The following is a 21458-nucleotide window of genomic DNA, read 5'->3' as shown; positions in this document are numbered from 1 at the left end:
GGATTTATAACAGCATGACCCTGATCGCTTCTGACCACTTCCGCATCGTTGTCGGCCTCGGCAAGAGCGGCATGTCCCTGGTGCGCTTCCTCGCGCGCCAGGGCCTGCCGTTTGCCGTGGTCGACACCCGTGCCAACCCGCCGGAGCTCGCCACCTTGCGTGAGCAGTTCCCGCAGGTTGAAGTGCGTTGTGGCGAATTGGATATCGAGTTCCTCTGCCGCGCCAGTGAGCTGCTGGTCAGTCCGGGCCTGGCCATCGCCACCCCGGCGCTGCAGGCTGCCGCTACGCGTGGGGTCAAGCTGTCGGGCGATATCGACCTGTTCGCCCGTTATGCCAAGGCGCCGATCGTGGCGATTACCGGTTCCAACGCTAAGAGCACCGTGACCACCCTGGTCGGCGAGATGGCGGCTGCGGCCGGCAAGAAGGTTGCCGTCGGCGGCAACCTCGGTACGCCGGCGCTGGACCTGCTCAGTGATGAGATCGAGCTGTACGTCATGGAGCTGTCGAGCTTCCAGCTGGAAACCACCGACCAGCTCAATGCTGAAGTGGCGACCTGCCTGAATATCAGCGAAGACCATATGGATCGCTACGCCGATCTGCCGGCCTATCACCTGGCCAAGCACCGCATTTTCCGCGGCGCGCGGCAGGTTGTGGTGAACCGCGATGACGCGCTGTCGCGTCCGCTGGTGGCTGATCAACTGCCGTGCTGGTACTTCGGCCTGGGCAAGCCGGACTTCAAGCGTTTCGGCCTGCTCGAAGAAAATGGCGAGAAATCCCTGGCATACCAGTTCGCGGCGCTGCTGCCGGTGCGTGAGCTGAAGATTCGCGGCGCACACAATCAATCCAACGCCCTGGCGGCTTTGGCGCTGGGGCATGCCGTCGGCCTGCCGTTCGAGCCGATGTTGGCAACCCTCAAGCAGTTCGCCGGCCTGCCGCATCGCTGCCAATGGGTTGGCGAGCGTAATGCCGTGAGCTACTACGACGATTCCAAAGCCACCAACGTCGGTGCCGCGCTGGCGGCCATCGAAGGCCTGGGCGCGGATATCGCCGGCAAACTGGTGCTGATCGCCGGCGGCGATGGCAAGGGCGCGGATTTCTCGGCCCTGAAAGCTCCGGTCGGCAAGTTCTGCCGCGCCGTGGTGCTGCTTGGCCGTGACGCCGATCTGCTGGCTGAGGCGCTGGGCGATGCCGCACCGCTGATCCGAGTCAAAACTCTGGAAGAGGCCGTGCAGCGCGCTGCAGAGGTGGCTATGCAGGGCGATGCCGTACTGCTGTCGCCGGCCTGCGCCAGCCTGGACATGTTCAAGAATTTCGAAGAGCGCGGGCGTCTGTTCGCCCAGGCAGTGGAGGCTTTGCAATGATGCTGGCCCGCCTGCTCGCCGCGCCTTCGCCGCTGCATACCCGTCGCGGTATCGATATCGATTTCCCGCTGCTGGCCGGTTGCCTGGCGCTGCTCGGCTTGGGTTTGGTGATGATCGCCTCGGCCTCTTCGGAAGTGGCGGCAGTGCAATCGGGCAACCCGCTCTATCACATGATTCGCCACCTGATTTATCTGGCCATTGGCCTGGGCGCTGCGCTGGTGACCCTGCTGGTGCCGATGGCGCTGTGGCAGCGTTACAGCGGCATGCTGCTGCTGGCGGCGGTGGTGCTGCTGATTCTGGTACTGCTGCCGGGCATTGGTCGTGAGGTCAACGGTGCTAAGCGCTGGATCGGGCTGGGCGTGTTCAACCTGCAGCCATCCGAGTTGGCCAAGCTGTTTAGCGTGATGTTCATCGCCGCCTACCTGGTGCGTCGCCAGGAAGAAGTACGTGAGAAGCTCACCGGCTTTATCAAACCGATGCTGGTACTGGGCCCGATTGCCGCGCTGCTGTTGGCCGAGCCGGACTTCGGCGCCACCGTGGTCCTGGTTGGCGCGGCCATCGCCATGCTGTTCCTCGGCGGGGTCAACCTCCTGCGCTTTATTCCGCTGGCGGCCTGCGTTCTCGGCCTTGGCGTGTTGGTGATGACCAGCCAGGCCTATCGCCTGGAGCGTCTGACCAACTTCGTCGACCCTTGGGCTGATCAGTACGGTGCCGGTTACCAGCTGAGCCAGGCGCTGATCGCCTTCGGTCGTGGTGAATGGTTCGGCGTCGGTCTGGGCAACAGCGTGCAGAAACAGTTCTACCTGCCGGAAGCACATACCGACTTCGTGTTTGCTGTACTGGCCGAAGAGCTGGGCATGGTCGGCGCACTGATCACCGTCGCCCTGTTCGTTTTCGTCAGCGTGCGCGCCCTGTATATCGGCCTATGGGCGGAGAAGGCCAAACAGTTTTTCTCGGCGTATGTGGCCTACGGCCTGGCGTTCCTGTGGATCGGTCAGGTGCTGATCAATATCGGCGTGAACGTTGGCCTACTGCCGACCAAGGGCCTGACTCTGCCATTCCTCAGCTACGGCGGCAGCTCGCTGGTGATCTGCTGCGTCAGCCTGGCGCTGCTGCTGCGTATCGAGTGGGAGCGTCGCACCCAGTTGGGCAATGAAGACGTTGACTTCAAAGAGTCGGATTTCTTCGAAGGTCAGTCCGCCGAGGAGGTTCAGCATGCGCGGTAATGTGCTGATCATGGCCGGCGGCACTGGCGGGCACGTATTCCCTGCGCTGGCCTGCGCCCGCGAGTTCAAGGCGCGCGGCTACAGCGTGCATTGGCTGGGTACGCCGCGCGGCATCGAAAATGAACTGGTGCCGGCGGCCGGTCTGCCGCTGCATTTGATCGACGTCACTGGCTTGCGTGGCAAGGGCAAGCTGTCACTGCTGAAAGCGCCGTTCCAGCTGCTCAAGGCGCTGTTCCAGGCGCGCAAGGTCATGCGCGAACTGCAGCCGGTCTGTGTGCTGGGTATGGGCGGTTATGTCACCGGCCCTGGCGGTCTGGCCGCGCGCATGAGCGGCGCGCCGTTGATCATCCACGAGCAGAATGCTGTGGCCGGTACCGCTAACCGCAGCCTGGTGCCGTTCGCCAGCCGCGTGTGCGAAGCCTTCCCGAATACTTTCGGCAACAGCGACAAGCGCCGCACCACCGGCAACCCGGTGCGTGAAGAGCTGTTCCTGGAAACCCCGCGTGATTCGCTGCGCAACCGCCAGCCGCGTTTGCTGGTGCTGGGCGGCAGCCTGGGCGCCGAACCATTGAATAAATTGCTGCCCGAAGCCCTGGCGCTGGTGGTCGCTGAGCTGCGCCCTGAAGTGTTCCATCAGGCCGGCAAGCAACATGATGCAATTACTGCTGAACGCTATCGCGCAGTTGACGTCGAAGCGCAGGTCGCGCCGTTTATCAAGGACATGGCGCGGGCCTATGCCTGGGCCGATTTGGTGGTGTGCCGCGCAGGCGCGCTGACCGTCAGCGAACTGGCCGCCGCCGGCCTGCCAGCCTTCCTGCTGCCGCTGCCACACGCGATTGACGATCACCAGACCCGTAATGCCGATTATCTGGCCAGTGCCGGCGCTGCCGTACTGTTGCCACAACGTTCCACTGACGCCGCCAAGCTGGCCGCGCAGCTGACCGAGGTTTTGATGCACCCCGAACAACTCACTCAAATGGCGCAGACGGCTCGTCGTCTGGCCAAGCCCGATGCAACCTGCACCGTTGTCGATATCTGCCTGGAGGTGGCCCGTGGCTAAGTCTCCCGCCGCTGCACGTTCGGAAATCCGCCGCATGCGCCGCATTCGCCGCATCCACTTCGTCGGCATCGGTGGTGCCGGCATGTGCGGTATCGCTGAAGTGCTGCTCAACCTGGGTTATGAAGTCTCCGGCTCCGACCTCAAGGCATCGGCAGTGACCGAGCGTCTGGAAACCTTCGGTGCGCAGATCTTTATTGGCCACCGCGCCGAAAACGCCGAGCAGGCCGACGTGCTGGTCGTCTCCAGCGCGGTCAATACCAGCAACCCGGAAGTCGCCACCGCCCTGGAACGTCGCATTCCGGTAGTGCCGCGCGCCGAGATGCTGGCCGAGCTGATGCGCTATCGCCACGGCATTGCCGTTGCCGGCACCCATGGCAAGACCACCACCACCAGCCTGCTGGCCTCGGTGTTCGCCGCTGGCGGCCTGGACCCGACGTTTGTGATTGGTGGCCGCCTGAATGCCGCCGGCACCAACGCGCAGTTGGGCAGCAGTCGTTACCTGATCGCCGAAGCCGATGAGAGTGACGCCAGCTTCCTGCACCTGCAGCCGATGGTCTCGGTGGTCACCAATATCGACATGGACCACATGAGCACCTACGGCGGTGACTTCAACAAGTTGAAGAAAACCTTCGTCGAGTTCCTCCACAACCTGCCGTTCTACGGCTTGGCGGTGATGTGTGTGGATGACCCGATCGTGCGCGAGATCCTGCCGCAGGTAGCCCGTCCGACCGTGACCTACGGCTTTGATGAAGATGCCGACGTGCGTGCGATCAACGTGCGTCAGCAGGGCATGCAGACCTTTTTTACCGTGCTGCGCCGCGACCGCGAGCCGCTGGACGTGTCAGTGAACATGCCGGGCAACCACAACGTGCTGAACGCCCTGGCCACCATCGCCATCGCCAGCGACGAAGGCATCAGTGATGAAGCCATCGTCCAGGGCCTTTCGCAGTTCCAGGGTGTGGGTCGACGCTTCCAGGTCTACGGCGAATTGCCGGTGGATGGCGGCAGCGTGATGCTGGTTGATGATTACGGTCACCACCCGCGCGAAGTCGCCGCAGTGATCAAGGCCGTGCGCGGTGGTTGGCCGGAGCGCCGCCTGGTGATGGTTTACCAGCCGCACCGTTTCAGCCGCACCCGTGATCTGTATGACGATTTTGTCCAGGTGCTTGGCGATGCCCAGGTGTTGTTGCTAATGGAAGTCTACCCGGCCGGTGAAGCGCCGATTCCAGGGGCTGACAGCCGCAACCTGTGCCACAGCATCCGTCAGCGCGGCCAGCTCGACCCGATCTATATCGAGCGCGGCGTGGACCTCGCGCCAATCGTCAAGCCGCTGCTGCGCGCCGGCGACATTCTTCTCTGCCAAGGTGCCGGCGATATCGGCGGTCTGGCTCCGCAATTGTTGCAAAGTCCGCTGTTCGCAGCGGCCGAAGGTAAGTCGAAATGAGTTCTGCCAGTCTGCAATCACAATTTCCGGTTAGCGCCTTCGGGCGCGTGGCCGTGCTGTTCGGCGGCAAGAGCGCCGAGCGTGAAGTCTCGCTGAAGTCCGGCAATGCCGTGCTGCAAGCGCTGCTGGCGGCCGGTGTGGCTGCGTTCGGCATCGACGTAGGCGATGATCTGCTGCAGCGCCTGACAGCCGAGAAAGTCGACCGCGCCTTTATCGTGCTGCACGGCCGTGGTGGTGAAGACGGTTCGATGCAGGGCTTGCTTGAGTGTGCCGGAATTCCTTACACCGGCAGCGGCATCCTGGCTTCGGCGCTGGCCATGGACAAGCTGCGCACCAAGCGTGTGTGGCTGAGCCTTGGCCTACCGACGCCGGCCCACGCGGCGCTGGCCTGCGAAGCCGACTGCCATGCGGCGGCGGCCGAGCTGGGCTTTCCGCTGTTCGTCAAGCCGGCCCATGAGGGTTCGAGCATTGGCATGGCCAAGGTCAATGATGTCGAAGCGCTGATCGCTGCCTGGAAAGATGCCAGCCGCTACGACTCGCAGGTGCTGGTCGAGCAGATGATCGCCGGTCCGGAATTCACCATCGCCATGCTGCGCGGTCAGGTGTTGCCGCCGATTGCCCTGGGCACGCCGCACAGCTTCTACGACTACGACGCCAAGTACTTGGCCAATGACACTCAGTACCGCATCCCGTGCGGCCTCTCCGCAGAAAAAGAAGCCGAGCTGAAGGACCTGACGGCGCGCGCTTGTGAGGCCGTGGGCACCCAGGGCTGGGCCCGGGCCGACGTGATGCAGGACGCCGACGGCAAGTTCTGGCTGCTGGAAGTCAACACCGTGCCGGGCATGACCGACCACAGCCTGGTGCCAATGGCAGCCCGTGCTGCGGGCCTGGATTTTCAACAACTGGTGTTGGCGATTCTTGCTGACAGCGTTGAGGCACGGGGTTAAGTCATGACGGCCACCTTGCGTCACCAGCCAGGCTCGAACCGCGCCCCTGTGCGCGGTAAGCCTGCGCAGCGCGGCGCCAGCCGTTTGGTGGCCAAGGAGCCGATCAGCCTACGGATAAGCCTGCCGAAAGCCCGTTTAACTGGCATGGGCAGCTGGCTGAAGCGCCTGACCTGGCCGCTGTTGCTGCTTGCGTTGGGCTACGGCACTTATGAGTTGTCGTTGCGTGCGTTGCCCTATGCCGATCAGCCGATTGCGCGGATCAGCGTTGAGGGCGACCTCAGCTACGTCAACCAGCAGGCGGTGCAGGAGCGCATTGCGCCTTATGCCAATGCGAGCTTTTTCAGTGTCGACCTGCTCAGCCTGCGCCACGAGCTGGAGCTGATGCCTTGGATTGCCAGCGCTCAGGTACGCCGCATATGGCCTGATCAGTTGGTGGTGCGTCTGGAAGAGCAATTGCCGATTGCCCGCTGGGGTGATGAGGCGCTGTTGAATAACCAAGGCGAAGCCTTTGCCCCGCAGGAAGTCAGTAATTACCAGCACTTGCCGCAGTTGTATGGCCCGCGTCGTGCCCAGCAGCAGGTGATGCAGCAATACCAGGTACTCAGTCAGATGCTGCGGCCCATGGGCTTTTCCGTGGCGCGGTTAGAGCTGCGTGAACGCGGCAGCTGGTTCCTCTCCACTGGGCAGGGCATTGAACTGCTGCTGGGGCGTGACCACCTGGTGGAAAAAATGCGGCGCTTCACGGCCATTTACGACAAGGCCTTGAAAGAGCAACAAGCGAATATTGCGCGGATCGATCTGCGCTATGCCAACGGCCTTGCCGTGGCGTGGCGTGAGCCGGTAGCGCCCGCAGCGGCTGAAACCGCTGTCGTGCAGTGAATCAGGAGAAGATGAAAGCCATGGCAAACGTGCAGAGCGGCAAGATGATCGTCGGCCTCGATATCGGTACCTCCAAGGTGGTGGCGCTGGTCGGTGAAGTGAATGCGGACGGCCAACTGGAAATCGTCGGCATCGGCACCCATCCGTCACGCGGTTTGAAGAAGGGCGTGGTGGTGAATATCGAATCCACCGTGCAGTCGATCCAGCGCGCCGTAGAAGAAGCCCAGCTGATGGCTGGCTGCCGCATTCACTCAGCCTTTGTCGGCGTGGCCGGTAACCATATCCGCAGCCTCAACAGCCACGGCATCGTTGCCATTCGTGATCGCGAAGTCAGCCCCGCGGATCTGGAGCGCGTACTCGATGCCGCCCAGGCCGTGGCCATCCCGGCGGATCAGCGCGTGCTGCACACCCTGCCGCAGGACTACGTGATCGATAACCAGGAAGGCGTGCGTGAGCCGTTGGGCATGTCCGGCGTGCGCCTGGAAGCCAAGGTTCACGTGGTGACCTGTGCCGTGAATGCCGCACAGAACATCGAGAAGTGTGTGCGTCGCTGCGGTCTGGAAGTGGACGACATCATTCTTGAACAACTGGCCTCGGCGTACGCGGTGCTGACCGACGATGAGAAAGAGCTGGGTGTGTGCCTGGTCGACATCGGTGGCGGCACCACCGACATCTGCATCTTCACTGAAGGTGCAATTCGCCACACCGCGGTGATCCCGATTGCCGGCGACCAAGTCACTAACGACATCGCCATGGCCCTGCGTACACCGACCCAGTATGCCGAGGAGATCAAGATTCGGTATGCTTGCGCGCTGGCCAAGCTGGCTGGTGCGGGTGAAACCATTAAGGTTCCCAGCGTCGGCGATCGTCCACCCCGTGACCTTTCGCGCCAGTCCCTGGCTGAGGTGGTGGAGCCGCGTTATGACGAGCTATTCACCCTGATTCAGGCTGAACTACGTCGCAGCGGTTATGAAGACTTGATCCCGGCTGGGATCGTGCTGACCGGCGGTACAGCGAAGATGGAAGGAGCCGTCGAGCTGGCCGAAGAGATTTTCCATATGCCGGTGCGCCTGGGCGTGCCGCAAGGTGTCAAAGGATTGGCCGACGTAGTGCGTAACCCCATCTATTCCACAGGCGTAGGCCTGCTGCTATACGGGCTGCAAAAGCAGGCCGATGGCATTTCCATGTCTGCGCTTGGCAGCTACAGCGATGAACCCAAACAACCTGTACTGGAACGGCTGAAACGCTGGGTCCAGGGCAATTTCTGATTTTGCAGTAGGCGTTATAACTAGAAAGTAAAGGAGAGGGAAAATGTTTGAACTCGTAGACAGCGCTCCAGCTAGTGCAGTTATCAAGGTCATCGGCGTGGGCGGCGGCGGCGGTAATGCTGTCAATCACATGGCGAAAAACAACATTGAAGGCGTTGAGTTCATCTGCGCCAACACGGATGCTCAAGCCCTGAAAAACATCGGCGCGCGTACCGTGCTGCAGTTGGGCACTGCGGTGACCAAGGGTCTCGGCGCTGGCGCCAACCCAGAAGTCGGTCGTCAGGCAGCGATGGAAGATCGCGAGCGTATCGCTGAAGTGCTGCAAGGCACCGATATGGTCTTTATCACCACCGGCATGGGCGGTGGTACCGGTACTGGTGCAGCCCCAGTCATCGCTCAAGTGGCCAAGGAAATGGGCATCCTCACCGTTGCGGTGGTGACCCGTCCGTTCCCGTTCGAAGGCAAGAAGCGCATGCTGATCGCCGAAGAAGGTATCCGCGCACTTTCGGAAAGCGTCGACTCGCTGATCACCATCCCGAACGAAAAACTGCTGACCATCCTCGGTAAGGACGCCAGCCTACTGTCGGCTTTCGCCAAGGCTGACGATGTACTAGCCGGTGCCGTGCGCGGTATCTCCGACATCATCAAGCGTCCGGGCATGATCAACGTCGACTTCGCTGACGTGAAAACCGTGATGAGCGAAATGGGCATGGCGATGATGGGCACTGGCTGCGCCAGCGGTCCGAACCGTGCACGTGAAGCCACCGAAGCAGCAATCCGCAACCCGCTGCTGGAAGACGTCAACCTGCAAGGCGCGCGCGGCATCCTGGTGAACATCACCGCCGGTCCTGACCTGTCCCTGGGTGAGTACTCCGACGTGGGTAACATCATCGAGCAGTTCGCTTCCGAGCACGCCACCGTCAAGGTCGGCACCGTGATCGATCCGGACATGCGCGACGAGCTGCACGTGACTGTAGTTGCCACTGGTCTGGGTGCGCGTATCGAGAAGCCGGTCAAGGTTATCGACAATACTGTGCAAGTTTCTGCCAGCACTGGCAACAACGCAGCAGCCCCGGCGCGTGCCGAGCAGAGCGTCAACTACAAGGACTACGAGCGTCCGACCGTTCAGCGTCAAAGCCACGGCGGCGCTGCCACTGCGGCCAAGCTGAACCCACAGGATGACCTGGATTACCTGGACATCCCGGCGTTCCTGCGTCGTCAGGCCGATTGATGAAATGTATCAGGAGTATTGGGGTGATTGGTGTTCAGCAAAGGCCGGTTCTGCTATCATCGCCGGCCATTGTTGAAAACTATTCGCAACTAGTGCTATAGCGGCCAAAGCCATGATCAGACAACGCACCCTGAAGAACATTATCCGCGCCACTGGCGTCGGCCTGCATTCCGGGGAAAAGGTATACCTGACCCTGAAGCCGGCACCCGTGGACACCGGTATCGTGTTCCGTCGTACCGACTTGGACCCTGTCGTGGAAATTCCCGCGCGTGCAGGCAATGTTGGTGAAACCACCATGTCGACCACATTGGTCAATGGTGATGTCAAGGTGGATACGGTAGAGCACCTGCTTTCGGCCATGGCAGGCCTGGGCATCGATAACGCCTACGTCGAGCTTTCCGCGTCCGAAGTACCGATCATGGATGGCAGTGCGGGTCCCTTTGTATTCCTGATTCAATCTGCTGGTTTGCAAGAACAGGACGCCCACAAGCAGTTCATCCGTATCCTTCGTGAAGTCACTGTTGAAGAGGGCGACAAGCGCGCCACCTTCGTGCCTTTCGAAGGGTTCAAGGTGACCTTCGAGATCGATTTCGATCATCCGGTGTTCCGCAATCGCACCCAGTCAGCCAGCGTTGACTTCTCCAGCACCTCGTTTGTGAAAGAAGTCAGTCGCGCACGTACCTTCGGTTTTATGCGTGATATCGAGTTCCTGCGTTCACAGAACCTGGCACTCGGCGGCAGCGTAGATAACGCCATCGTGGTAGACGAATTCCGCGTGTTGAACGAAGACGGCCTGCGTTACGAGGACGAATTCGTTAAGCACAAGATTCTCGATGCGATTGGCGACCTCTACCTGCTGGGTAACAGCCTGATTGGCGAGTTCAAAGGCTTCAAATCGGGGCACGCGCTGAACAATCGCCTGCTGCGCACTCTGATTGAGCAGCCTGATGCTTGGGAAGTGGTCACGTTTGACGACCCCAACACCGCGCCAATCTCTTACATGCGCCCGGTTGCGGCCGTGTAACGCAACACTCTCCTTACTTTGTTTTCGAGGCCACCTTCGGGTGGCCTCTTTTTTGCCTAAATTTTAGCGGCTATCCATGCACTTATTCAGTGGGCTTGCCGTGCTTGGCGAGGCGCTCCAGGGCTGCGCGTAGCTTGGGGTCGCTGATGCCTTCCGCGGTGGATTGGATGTTTTCGGCAGCGCTGCTGGATAGGCAAATTGTGCGACCCGGTGCACGCCTTTCGGCAGTCGGAGGTTGCACCTTGAACAGGATCTTCGTTAAGGTCGCGAACTCTTCAAGAGCCTGCAGTTGTTTCAACAAGCGTTTTTGTTGATAGCGCAGGCGAGTGGCCCAGTGGCCATCGGTAATGATTAACAGCAGGCAACCCTCGCGCCATGAGGCTACATGGCAGTGTTCGCGAGCAGCAGGTTGCAGCTGGCTTTCCAAGAGGTGCTGCAGGCGATCAATGCGTTGCGCTTGATTGAACAGTGCCTTTAGGGGTTTCGCTTCGCGCAACAGCGCCGCGGGAGCCCGGGCCGGCAAAGGACGAAAAGTCATGGCAGGACGCCTGAAAAAGTGAGGTCGCCATGGTAGCAGAATCACTGCTGCTGACTGACGCTTCACCACTAGGGGAAGGCCGTGCACATCATATTACTCAGTCGGCACCACGGTGCTGCACGTTCACTCAGTCTGGATCTGCGCTGGTTATTGCTGGCGTTGCTGCTGGCGCTCGGCGCGGCGCTGGCCAGTGGCGTAGCTGTTGGTGCCTGGTGGGCACCTGCGACGGTTGAGGTGCATGACGATACTCAGCTCAATCAGGCGATTGATCAGCAGCGTGCCGAGGTCGGCGAAGTACGCCGTGACGCGCAGCGGCAGTTGGATGCCTTCGCTGTGCATGTGGCCGAGCTGCAGGCGCGTCTCACTCGTTTGGATGCCCTGGGTGCGCGCTTGACCGAGCTGGCGGACCTGGATGCCAATGAATTCGACTTCTCGCTTAACGTGGGGCAGGGCGGTGCGGAGGATGCCTTGGGCGATGCAGCGTATGCGCCACCGCCTTTTATGGACGAACTTGATCGCCTGAGTTTACGCCTGGATAGTCGCGAGCAGCTGCTTGAAGTGCTGGAGCAACTGATCGGCGAGCGTCAGCTCAACGAGGCCGAATACTTATCTGGCATGCCGGTGCGTCATGGCTATATGTCTTCGCCATTCGGTCGTCGCGTGCACCCGCTCACCGGGCGTAATACTCAGCACAAAGGGGTGGACTTTGCCGCCAAGCCCGGCAGTGATGTCGTAGCGGTTGCGGCTGGCGTGGTGAGTTTTGCGGGCAAGAGGTCGGGTTATGGCAATGTTGTTGAAATCAGCCATGCCGATGGGTACACAACCCTTTACGCGCACAATAAAAGCAATCAGGTGCAGATCGGTGATCTGGTTCAGCGCGGGCAGACGATTGCCAAAGTTGGCCGCAGCGGCCGTGCCAGTGGTTACCACGTGCACTTCGAAGTGACCAAGAATGGCCGGCTGGTCAATCCGGCCAGCTACATAGCCCGGGTTAACGACGTCGAATAACGCCGCTTTCCTCGTTTGCGTTTCCGGGTAGAATGCCCCCTTCGCACGCAGCCATAAAGGCTGCATGGGTCGCTGCTCAGCCGCCCTCAATCCATACGCCTGGAAGATCCTGTCGATATGTTTGCGCCTTTGTTGAAGAAACTCTTTGGAAGCAAGAACGAGCGTGAAGTCAAACGCATGCTCAAGGCGGTACAAGCCGTCAACGGCTTCGAGGAGCAGATGCTTGCCCTTTCCGATGAGCAACTGCGTGCCAAGACGGAGGAGTTCAAAGCCCGTCTGGCCAAAGGCGAAACCCTAGATCAGCTGCTCGCCGAAGCCTTTGCTGTAGCCCGCGAAGCCGGCAAGCGGGTGATGGGCATGCGCCACTTCGACGTGCAGTTGATTGGTGGTATGACCCTGCACGAAGGCAAGATCGCCGAGATGCGCACCGGTGAGGGTAAGACCCTGGTAGCGACCCTGGCGGTGTACCTCAATGCACTGGCCGGCAAGGGTGTGCACGTGGTAACGGTCAACGATTACCTGGCCCGCCGCGACGCCAACTGGATGCGTCCGCTGTATGAATTCCTCGGTATGAGCGTGGGTATCGTGACCCCCTTTATGCCGCCGGAAGAGAAGCGCGAAGCCTACGCCGCCGATATCACCTACGGCACCAACAACGAATTCGGTTTCGATTACCTGCGCGACAACATGGCCTTCAGCCTGGAAGACAAATTCCAGCGCGAGCTGAATTTCGCCGTGATCGACGAAGTTGACTCCATTCTGATCGACGAAGCGCGCACCCCGCTGATCATCTCCGGCCAGGCCGAAGACAGCTCGCGTCTGTATACCGAGATCAACAAGCTGATTCCGCGCCTCAAGCTGCATGTTGAGGAAGAAGAGGGCGTGGTTACGCAGGAAGGTCACTACAAGGTCGACGAGAAGGCGCGCCAGGTCGAGCTGAACGAAGCGGGCCACCAGTATGTTGAAGAGATGCTTACCGAAGTCGGCCTGCTTGCTGAGGGCGAGAGCCTGTATTCGGCGCATAACCTGGGCTTGCTGACTCACGTCTATTCGGGCCTGCGTGCGCACAAGTTGTTCAACCGTAACGTTGAATACATCGTGCAGAACAACCAGGTACTGCTGATCGACGAACACACCGGCCGCACCATGCCCGGTCGTCGTCTGTCCGAAGGTCTGCACCAGGCTATCGAGGCCAAAGAAGGCCTGCCGATCCAGGCCGAGAGCCAGACCCTGGCCTCGACCACCTTCCAGAACTACTTCCGCCTGTACAACAAGCTGTCCGGTATGACCGGTACTGCGGATACCGAAGCGTTCGAGTTCCAGCAGATTTACGGATTGGCGGTGATCGTGATCCCGACCAATCGTGCGTTGGCGCGTAAGGACTTCAACGACCTGGTCTACCTGACTGCGGAAGAGAAGTACGCCGCCATCGTCACCGACATCAAGGAAAGTATGGCGCTGGGTCGTCCGGTGCTGGTCGGTACGGCCACCATCGAAACTTCCGAGCACATGTCTCGGCTGCTCAATCAGGAAGGCATCGAGCACAAGGTGCTCAACGCCAAATTCCACGAAAAAGAAGCGGAAATCATTGCCCAGGCCGGTCGTCCGGGTGCGTTGACCATTGCCACCAACATGGCCGGTCGTGGTACCGACATCCTGCTGGGCGGCAACTGGGAAGTTGAAGTCGCCAACCTGGAGAACGCCACGCCTGAGCAGATTGCGCAGATCAAAGCCGATTGGCAGAAGCGCCACCAGCAGGTGATCGAGTCGGGCGGCTTGCATGTGATCGCCTCCGAGCGTCATGAGTCGCGTCGTATCGATAACCAGCTGCGTGGTCGTGCCGGTCGTCAGGGTGACCCGGGTTCCAGCCGGTTCTACTTGTCGCTGGAAGACAGCCTGATGCGCATCTTCGCCTCCGATCGGGTGAAGAACTTTATGAAGGCCCTGGGCATGCAGTCCGGTGAAGCCATCGAGCACCGCATGGTCAGCAACGCCATCGAAAAGGCCCAGCGCAAGGTTGAAGGTCGTAACTTCGACATGCGTAAGCAACTGCTGGAATTCGACGACGTGGCCAACGAGCAGCGCAAAGTGATCTATCACATGCGCAACACGCTGCTGGCTGCCGACAACGTCGGCGAAACCATTGCCGAGTTCCGCCAGGAAGTCCTGGATCACACCATCAACCAGCACATCGCGCCGCAGTCGCTGCCTGAGCAGTGGGATATCGCCGGCCTGGAAGAGGCGCTGTACAGCGGTTTCAACCTGCGTTTGCCGATTCAGCAGTGGCTTGATGATGACCACAAGCTGTACGAAGAGACCCTGCGTGCGCGCATTCTTGAAGAGCTGGTCAGCGCCTATAACGAGAAAGAAACCGAAGCCAGCGCTGAAGCCCTGCGCACCTTCGAGAAGCAAATTCTACTGCGTGTCCTCGACGACCTGTGGAAAGATCACCTGTCGACCATGGATCACCTGCGTCACGGCATTCACCTGCGCGGCTATGCGCAGAAGAACCCCAAGCAGGAATACAAGCGCGAGTCCTTCACCCTGTTCCAGGAACTGCTGGATTCGATCAAGCGGGACACCATCCGCGTGCTCTCGCATGTGCAGGTGCGTCGTGAAGATCCGGCCGAGGAAGAAGCGCGTCTGCGTCGTGAAGCCGAAGCCATGGCCGAGCGCATGCAGTTCCAGCATGCCGAAGCCTCGGCGCTGCTGCCGCAAGCCACTGAAGAAGAGGGTGATCTGGCGGTTGCCGTTGCGCCAGTGCGCACCGAGCCGAAGATCGGCCGCAACGAGCCGTGCCCTTGTGGTTCCGGCAAGAAGTACAAGCACTGCCACGGCCAGGTTAATTAACCCCACCGTGTAGAGCGGGTTGAGCCGACAGTGACGTTGGTGATGCTTGGCCCAGCTTGATTAACGCCGCGAACGGTTTGACCGCTCGCGGCGTTTTACCATCGCAATCAGTCCTACCACCTCAAGGAGCGTTCCCTATGGCTGTTGGTCTTGGCCCGTTGTCTACCCTGCACCCGGTTCCAGGTTTCGAACTGGGCATTGCTTCGGCGGGCATCAAACGCCCAGGGCGCAAGGATGTGGTAGTGATGCGATGTGCCGAAGGCTCCAGCGTAGCGGGTGTGTTCACCCTCAACGCGTTTTGCGCCGCACCGGTTATTCTGGCCAAGAAGCGTGTGCAAGGCAGCGTGCGTTACCTGCTGACCAACACCGGTAACGCCAACGCCGGTACCGGCGAGCCGGGCCTAGCGAATGCCATGCGCACCTGTGCCGCCCTGGCTCAGTTGACTGGTGTCGATGAGGGCGCTGTGCTGCCTTTCTCCACCGGGGTGATTGGCGAGCCGCTGCCGGTCGAGAAGATTGAAGGCGCGCTGCAGGCTGCTCTCGACGACTTGTCCGAGAACCACTGGGCCGAGGCTGCCACCGGCATCATGACCACCGACACCCTGCCCAAGGGGGCCAGCCGCCAATTTGTTCACGATGGCGTCACCGTCACCGTGACTGGCATCAGCAAAGGCGCCGGGATGATCCGCCCGAACATGGCGACCATGCTTGGCTATATCGCCACTGACGCCAAGGTTGCGCGCAGCGTGCTGCAGGACCTGGTGCGTGACGCGGCGAACAAGTCGTTCAACCGCATCACCATCGACGGCGACACCTCGACCAACGACTGCTGCATGCTGATCGCCACGGGCCAGGCTGCCCTGCCGGAAATCACTCAGGCCAGCGGCGACTTGTTCGCCAAGCTCAAGGAGGCCGTGTTCGGTGTCTTCATGGAGGTGGCCCAAGCCATCGTGCGCGACGGTGAGGGCGCCACCAAGTTCGTCACCGTGCAAGTCAACGGCGGCGCGACTCATCAGGAATGCCTGGATGTCGGCTACGCGGTAGCTCATTCGCCGCTGATCAAGACAGCGCTGTTTGCCTCCGACCCGAACTGGGGCCGTATTCTCGCCGCCGTCGGTTATGCCGGTGTGGCGCAGCTGGATGTCAGCCTGATCGATGTATTCCTTGGCGACGTGTGCATCGCCAGCAAGGGCTGCCGCGCGTCCAGTTACACCGAAGAGCAGGGTGCCGCCGTGATGGCCAAGGAAGAGATCACCATCCGCATCGAGTTGGGCCGTGGTGGCTGCAGCGAGACCATCTGGACCACCGACCTGTCCCATGAGTATGTGAAGATCAACGCCGAATACCGCACCTGATCGATCACCTACCTGCTGTTTGACTGCCCGCATTCCCGTTGCTCATGCCCCTATGAGCAACGGGAATTTGCTATTGCGGGAGTCGCCTTTTAAGGTCATGCGATCCTCTCGCAGCGAGCGCAACCCATGTCACTTACTCTGGTTATCGGCGACAAAACCTATTCGTCCTGGTCGCTGCGTGCGGCGCTAGCCCTGGAACTGACCGGTGCGCCCTATGCCGAGCAGCTGATTACCCTGAACCGCCCCGATACCCGCGCGCGGATTTTGCAGCACTCGCCGACCGGCAAGGTGCCGCTGCTGATCAGTGATGACGGCGCCATCTGGGATTCTCTGGCGATTGGCGAATACCTGGCCGAGTGCTTTCCCGCTGCCCAGCTGTGGCCGCAAGCCCGGGCTGCCCGCGCGCTAGCGCGCAGTGCCTGTGCCGAGATGCACAGCGGCTTTGTTGCGCTGCGCAGCCATCTGCCGATGGACCTCGCGCGCAATCAGGCGCTGGCTGAGATACCGGCCGATGCCATGGCCGATATCCAGCGCATCTGTGCACTGTGGGCCGAGTGCCGGCAGCGCTTTGGTCAGGGCGGCGGCTTCCTGTTTGGCCGGCCGACTTTGGTCGATGCCTTCTTTGCCCCGGTAGCAGCGCGTCTGCGCAGTTATCAGGTGGTGTTGCCGGCAGAGGCTGCCGCCTATGTCGAGACGATCTATCAGTGGCCGGCGTTTCAGCGCTGGTACCAAGCCGCCCAGGAGGAACATCTGGCGTGAAACGTATTCATGTGGCCGCAGCAGTTATTCGCGGTGTGGATGGGCAGATACTGCTCGCCAAACGTCCTGATGATAAGCACCAGGGCGGCCTCTGGGAGTTTCCCGGTGGCAAGGTCGAAGCCGGTGAGACGGTGCAGGCAGCCCTGGCCCGCGAACTGGACGAGGAGCTGGGCATCCGCCCGACTGCCGCGCGGCCGTTGATTCAGGTGCGTCATGACTACCCGGACAAACAGGTGCTGCTGGATGTCTGGGAGGTCTCGGCGTTTACTGGTGAGCCCCATGGCGCTGAAGGTCAGCCGCTGGCCTGGGTCAGCCCTCGACAGTTGGGCGATTATGAGTTTCCCGCCGCCAATCGGCCGATTGTCGCGGCCGCGCGCTTACCCGAGCGGTATCTGATTACTCCTGAGGGACTGAGTGGGCCAGAGTTGCTGCGCGGTATCCAGGGCGCGCTGAAAAGCGGTATTCGTTTGCTGCAACTGCGTGCCCCAGCGATGTTCGATGCGCAGTACCGCGATATTGCCGTGGATGCTCTCGGCCTCTGCGCCGGCAAGGCGCAGCTGATGCTCAAGGGGCCGCTTGAGTGGCTGGGCGATTTTCCTGCCGCCGGCTGGCACCTGACGGCGCAGCAGTTGCGCGAATTGAGCGCTGGCGGCCGACCGTTTCCGCCGCAGCGCTGGCTGGCGGCCTCCTGCCATTCGGCGCAGGAGCTGGAGCTGGCCACGCAGATGGGCGTGGATTTCATCACCCTGTCTCCCGTGCAAGCCACCCAGACCCATCCCGATGCGCAGCCGCTGGGCTGGGCACAGGTTGCCGAGTTGCTGCAGGGCTTCAATCAGCCAGCCTACCTGCTGGGCGGCGTTACCCCTGCAGATGTAGAGCAGGCCTGGCAGGTCGGCGCCCAGGGCGTGGCGGGTATTCGCGCGTTCTGGCCCGAGTGAGTCCGTTTATGTGTCTGCCTGATTGAGTGTATTAATGCCTGTTGAAGCCCGTTCCCCGTCCAACATGCGCCCCAGCACCCTGCATTTACCGCGCGGCAACTGGGCAACGGTATTCGAGTGCCTGTGCGCGCATTTTCCGGCGATTGCGCCGGCGGTGTGGCAGGAGCGGATTGCCCGGGGACGGGTGCTGGACGCGCAGGGGCAGCCGCTCGGCATGGCGGCGGCTTATCGCGAAGGGCTCAAGGTGCATTACTTTCGTGAAGTGCCAGCGGAGACGCCGATTCCCTTCGAGGAAACGCTGCTTTACGTCGATGAGCATTTGCTGGTGGCCGATAAACCGCATTTTCTGCCGGTGATGCCCGCCGGTGAATACGTTGAGCAGACCCTGCAGGCGCGGTTGGCCAAGCGTCTGGGCAATGCCGACCTGGTGCCGCTGCACCGGATTGATCGGCACACCGCAGGCCTGGTGCTGTTTTCCACCAATCGGCAGAGCCGTGGTCAGTACCAGGCGCTGTTTCGCCTGCGGCAGATGGACAAGTGCTACGAGGCGTTGGCGGCGGCTTTGCCGCAGCTGGATTTCCCTTTGCTACGGGCAACGCGGCTGGAGGGCGCTGAGCCGTTTTTCCGTATGCAGGAAGTCGCCGGTGAAGCCAATACGGAAACCCGTATCGAGGTCGCCCAGCGTCTGGGTGAGCACTGGTTGTACCGGCTGTATCCGGTGACCGGCAAAAAGCATCAGCTGCGTGTGCACCTGGCCGCTCTGGGCGCGCCGATCCTCAATGACCCGTTCTATCCCGAGGTTACGGACGCGCCTGATGCACCGGACGACTACAGCAAACCACTCAAGTTACTGGCCCGTGGGCTGAGCTTTATCGATCCGTTAAGCGGCGAGCGGCGTAGCTTCGAAAGTCAGCTCAGCCTGCTCTAGCTGTGCGCTTCTTTGGCCGCTGCCTGCCAGAGTACTTCAGCTATCCCTTGGCGTTTGGCAATCAGCCGCGCCGCGACAAACAGCAGGTCGGACAGGCGGTTGACGTAGGCCAGGCCCACGCCGCGAATCGGCTCCACTGCATTCAGGTGTTGGCAACGCCGCTCGGCGCCTCGGGCCAGGCTGCGGCAGACGTGGGCTTGGGCGATCAGGCGTGAGCCGCCGGGCAGGATGAAATTCTCCAGCGGGCCGACTTCTTCGTTCCAGCGGTCGATGGCGGATTCCAGGCGCTCGATTTCCGGTGTCTGCAGGGCTTGATAGTCGGGCATCGCCAGTTCCCCGCCAAGGTCGAACAGGCGGTGTTGGCAGGGCGCGAGCACCTCAATGATTTCATTCAATCCGGGGCACTGTGCGGTGTGCTCGGCAAGGTCAGCCAGCAGCAGACCGATGTGGCTGTTCAGCGTGTCGACCTCGCCCATGGCATCCACCCGAGGGTGGTCCTTGGTCACGCGGCGGCCATCGGCCAGGCCGGTTTCGCCGGCATCGCCGGTGCGGGTGTAGATTTTCGAGAGGCGGTAGCCCATGTTCAGAGACCTGTGTCTGGGGTGGCGGTGGTCATAGGCAGGCGCAGGGTAAAGCAGGTGCCCTGGCCGGCTTTGGACTGCACTTCCATCTGCCCTTTGTGGTTGTTGGTGATGATGAAGTAGGACACTGACAGGCCAAGCCCAGTGCCCTGGCCGACTTCCTTTGTGGTGAAGAACGGCTCGAAGATGCGCTTGCGCACCGATTCAGGCATGCCTACACCATTGTCCTCCACCTGGATTTCCGCCCAGGGCGGCGCCAGACGTACGCGCAGGATGATCTGCCCAGGCGTCGAGTTATCGTCGCGCTGGTGAATGGCCTGGGCGGCGTTTTTCAGCAAATTGAGCAGGACCTGCTCCAGTTCATTGGCGGTGGCCGGCACGGCGGGCAGGTCCGCGGCAAACTCGCGCTGGATGGTCAGGCTCTTGAAGTCGAAACTCTCGGTCAGGTCGAAGTCATTGCTGGCGATCTCGACTGCCTGATCAACTAGCGCCGGCAATTGGCACGGCGCCAGCTGGCGGTCGCTGCGGCGGCTGAAGTTGAGCATGTGGCTGACGATCTTCGCGGCACGGCTGCCTGCTTGTTGAATACCGTCGAGCAGGCGCGGAATCTCCCGCGCATTCAGGTAACGGTCGATGGCCTCCAGGCTGATGCCGGCCTGATCGGCCTGTTCACGGTTCTTTTCCAGCTCCGGTGACAGGCGCCGGCGGATGTTCTGCACGTTATGCAGAATGGCGCCCAGCGGGTTGTTGATCTCGTGCGCCATACCTGCGGCCAGGCCGCCGACGGAGAGCATCTTCTCTGACTGCACCATCATTTCTTCCAGGTTGAGACGCTGGGTGATGTCGTCGATGCGGATCACCACCCCTCGGCCGCTGCCGCCCGTCAACGGGTAGAAGGTCAGGGCGAAGTGACGTGGTTGCTCGCTGTTACCCCAGGTGACCCGCTCGATCTTTTCCACCTGATGCTGTTCCACGGTGCGCCGCAGCTGCACCAGGAAAGGCTTGAGCGGTGGGAAGGCAAGGAAAATCGGCTGGTTCAGGGCTTCGTCTAGGCGGGTGCCGGAAAGGCTGCTGGCCTCCTGGTTCCATTGTGTGACGTAGAACTGTTCGTCGAGGGCAATGAGCGCCGAGGGCATGGAATCGATGATGCTGTTGAGGTACTTCTGAAAGCCGGTGAGCTTCTTCTCGATCTTGCCGCGTACCTGCACTTCCAGCTCCAGTTTACGGTTGGAGTGGCGGGTTTCTTCGGCCAGATGCTGGGCTTGGTCGAACGCTTCCTGGGCGTCATCACGGGCACGTTTGAGTTGCTGCTCACGCGCCTCGATGCGCACCAGCATGGTGTTGAATGCGTCGGCCAGGTTGCCGATTTCATCGCGATTACCCCGGCGTGCGCGCAGGGCATAGTTCTCTTCACGGGTGACCTGGCGTGAGAGCTCTTCCAAGCGGCGAATAGGGCGGGTGATCAAGCGGCGCACCTGGCGTGACACGATCAACCAGAGCAGCACGCTAAAGGCCAGAATAACCAGGCTGGCGGTCAGGGTGCCGGTGTAGAACACTCCTGGCAGCTCACTGGAGGCCACCAGCAACAGATGGCCAGGGTTGCCTGTGGCCTGCGGCAGCTCGACGAGCTGGCTGATGCGGAATTCGCTGTGGCGCCATGATTCCACCTCTTCGACACGCGGCGGCAGTTGCAGCTTGGTGCCGCGCTGCAGCTGTGCCAGGTTCAGGCCCTCAGCGTCATAGATAACGGCCGCGCGCAGCGGTGCGTAATCATCCAGGCGGCGGAGTAGCGCTTCGGCTGCTGCTGGTGTGCTTAATGCTTCCTTGCTCAACGGCGGGCTGGCAATCAGCCGGCCAAGGGTGTGCAGGGCCTGAGGTGCCACACTTTCCTGAGAAATCCAATAGGCGGCGCTGATGAACGCCAGGTTGGCCACCAGCAGCACTGCCGCGAGCAACGCCAGCAAGGCGACCAGCAGTTTGCGACCGACCGGTAGGTTTTCGAGGCGCTGACGCAGGGGCATGGTGAGCTATCACGGCGACGGAAGTACGGGCAGGTTAACG

18 protein-coding genes are annotated in these 21458 nt (G+C 61.3%); 15 read left to right on the top strand and 3 right to left on the bottom strand.

Going from position 1 to position 21458, the window contains the following annotated elements:
* The first annotated feature begins 14 nt into the window (after positions 1–14).
* The 9 genes from murD (at position 15) to lpxC (ending at position 10440) form a co-directional block, all read left to right on the top strand.
* The gene (gene murD, locus HCI85_RS04760; protein WP_167142525.1) at positions 15–1361 is read left to right on the top strand and encodes a UDP-N-acetylmuramoyl-L-alanine--D-glutamate ligase; all 1347 of its coding nucleotides are present in this window, start codon (positions 15–17) and stop codon (positions 1359–1361) included.
* On the top strand, positions 1361–2587 hold the full coding sequence (gene ftsW, locus HCI85_RS04755; RefSeq protein ID WP_090251240.1) for a putative lipid II flippase FtsW: 1227 nt from the start codon (positions 1361–1363) through the stop codon (positions 2585–2587). Before murD ends, ftsW begins: the two co-directional genes overlap by 1 nt.
* Positions 2577–3647, top strand: a complete 1071-nt coding sequence (gene murG, locus HCI85_RS04750) for an undecaprenyldiphospho-muramoylpentapeptide beta-N-acetylglucosaminyltransferase (RefSeq protein ID WP_167142522.1) — start codon at positions 2577–2579, stop codon at positions 3645–3647. Before ftsW ends, murG begins: the two co-directional genes overlap by 11 nt.
* Before the next feature lie 34 nt (positions 3648–3681).
* Positions 3682–5091, top strand: a complete 1410-nt coding sequence (murC, locus tag HCI85_RS04745; RefSeq protein ID WP_241693754.1) for a UDP-N-acetylmuramate--L-alanine ligase — start codon at positions 3682–3684, stop codon at positions 5089–5091.
* Complete coding sequence (locus tag HCI85_RS04740; protein ID WP_167142516.1) at positions 5088–6038, top strand: D-alanine--D-alanine ligase; 951 nt, start codon at positions 5088–5090, stop codon at positions 6036–6038. The genes murC and HCI85_RS04740 overlap by 4 nt, the downstream gene beginning before the upstream one ends.
* Positions 6039–6041: 3 nt before the next feature.
* Positions 6042–6917: a cell division protein FtsQ/DivIB gene (locus HCI85_RS04735; RefSeq protein WP_167142513.1), complete on the top strand. Its 876-nt coding sequence runs from the start codon at positions 6042–6044 to the stop codon at positions 6915–6917.
* Positions 6918–6937: 20 nt separating this feature from the next.
* On the top strand, positions 6938–8185 hold the full coding sequence (gene ftsA, locus HCI85_RS04730) for a cell division protein FtsA (protein WP_090251236.1): 1248 nt from the start codon (positions 6938–6940) through the stop codon (positions 8183–8185).
* 43 nt (positions 8186–8228) lie between these two features.
* A complete protein-coding gene (gene ftsZ / locus HCI85_RS04725; RefSeq protein WP_167142510.1) occupies positions 8229–9416 on the top strand; it encodes a cell division protein FtsZ in 1188 nt (395 codons plus the stop codon).
* 112 nt (positions 9417–9528) lie between these two features.
* On the top strand, positions 9529–10440 hold the full coding sequence (gene lpxC / locus HCI85_RS04720) for a UDP-3-O-acyl-N-acetylglucosamine deacetylase (RefSeq protein ID WP_090249100.1): 912 nt from the start codon (positions 9529–9531) through the stop codon (positions 10438–10440).
* Positions 10441–10522: 82 nt separating this feature from the next.
* Here the strand turns inward: lpxC and HCI85_RS04715 are convergent, their stop codons facing one another.
* Positions 10523–10978, bottom strand: a complete 456-nt coding sequence (locus HCI85_RS04715) for a DUF721 domain-containing protein (RefSeq protein WP_090249098.1) — start codon at positions 10976–10978, stop codon at positions 10523–10525.
* 81 nt (positions 10979–11059) lie between these two features.
* Here HCI85_RS04715 and HCI85_RS04710 point away from each other — a divergent pair, with 81 nt between their 5' ends.
* The 6 genes from HCI85_RS04710 (at position 11060) to HCI85_RS04685 (ending at position 18816) form a co-directional block, all read left to right on the top strand.
* Complete coding sequence (locus HCI85_RS04710; RefSeq protein ID WP_160085451.1) at positions 11060–11986, top strand: M23 family metallopeptidase; 927 nt, start codon at positions 11060–11062, stop codon at positions 11984–11986.
* A 117-nt stretch (positions 11987–12103) separates the two neighbouring features.
* Complete coding sequence (gene secA, locus HCI85_RS04705; protein ID WP_160085450.1) at positions 12104–14836, top strand: preprotein translocase subunit SecA; 2733 nt, start codon at positions 12104–12106, stop codon at positions 14834–14836.
* A 137-nt stretch (positions 14837–14973) separates the two neighbouring features.
* The gene (argJ, locus tag HCI85_RS04700; protein ID WP_167142507.1) at positions 14974–16191 is read left to right on the top strand and encodes a bifunctional glutamate N-acetyltransferase/amino-acid acetyltransferase ArgJ; all 1218 of its coding nucleotides are present in this window, start codon (positions 14974–14976) and stop codon (positions 16189–16191) included.
* A 126-nt stretch (positions 16192–16317) separates the two neighbouring features.
* Positions 16318–16950, top strand: a complete 633-nt coding sequence (locus tag HCI85_RS04695) for a glutathione S-transferase family protein (RefSeq protein ID WP_167142504.1) — start codon at positions 16318–16320, stop codon at positions 16948–16950.
* Positions 16947–17888: a Nudix family hydrolase gene (locus HCI85_RS04690; RefSeq protein WP_167142500.1), complete on the top strand. Its 942-nt coding sequence runs from the start codon at positions 16947–16949 to the stop codon at positions 17886–17888. Before HCI85_RS04695 ends, HCI85_RS04690 begins: the two co-directional genes overlap by 4 nt.
* Before the next feature lie 34 nt (positions 17889–17922).
* Positions 17923–18816: an RluA family pseudouridine synthase gene (locus HCI85_RS04685; protein ID WP_167142498.1), complete on the top strand. Its 894-nt coding sequence runs from the start codon at positions 17923–17925 to the stop codon at positions 18814–18816.
* On the opposite strand, the gene HCI85_RS04680 is transcribed toward HCI85_RS04685, so the two are convergent.
* Together HCI85_RS04680 and HCI85_RS04675 are read right to left on the bottom strand one after the other, a co-directional pair.
* On the bottom strand, positions 18813–19397 hold the full coding sequence (locus HCI85_RS04680; protein ID WP_167142495.1) for a cob(I)yrinic acid a,c-diamide adenosyltransferase: 585 nt from the start codon (positions 19395–19397) through the stop codon (positions 18813–18815). The two genes, HCI85_RS04685 and HCI85_RS04680, sit on opposite strands and share 4 nt — an antisense overlap.
* A gap of 2 nt (positions 19398–19399) precedes the next feature.
* The gene (locus HCI85_RS04675; RefSeq protein WP_160085444.1) at positions 19400–21418 is read right to left on the bottom strand and encodes a sensor histidine kinase; all 2019 of its coding nucleotides are present in this window, start codon (positions 21416–21418) and stop codon (positions 19400–19402) included.
* Positions 21419–21458 lie beyond the last annotated feature (40 nt).

Source organism: Pseudomonas sp. OTU750018 (assembly GCF_011636575.1).
Taxonomy (GTDB): domain Bacteria; phylum Pseudomonadota; class Gammaproteobacteria; order Pseudomonadales; family Pseudomonadaceae; genus Aquipseudomonas; species Aquipseudomonas peli.
This window is presented reverse-complemented; position numbering and strand designations above follow the sequence as displayed.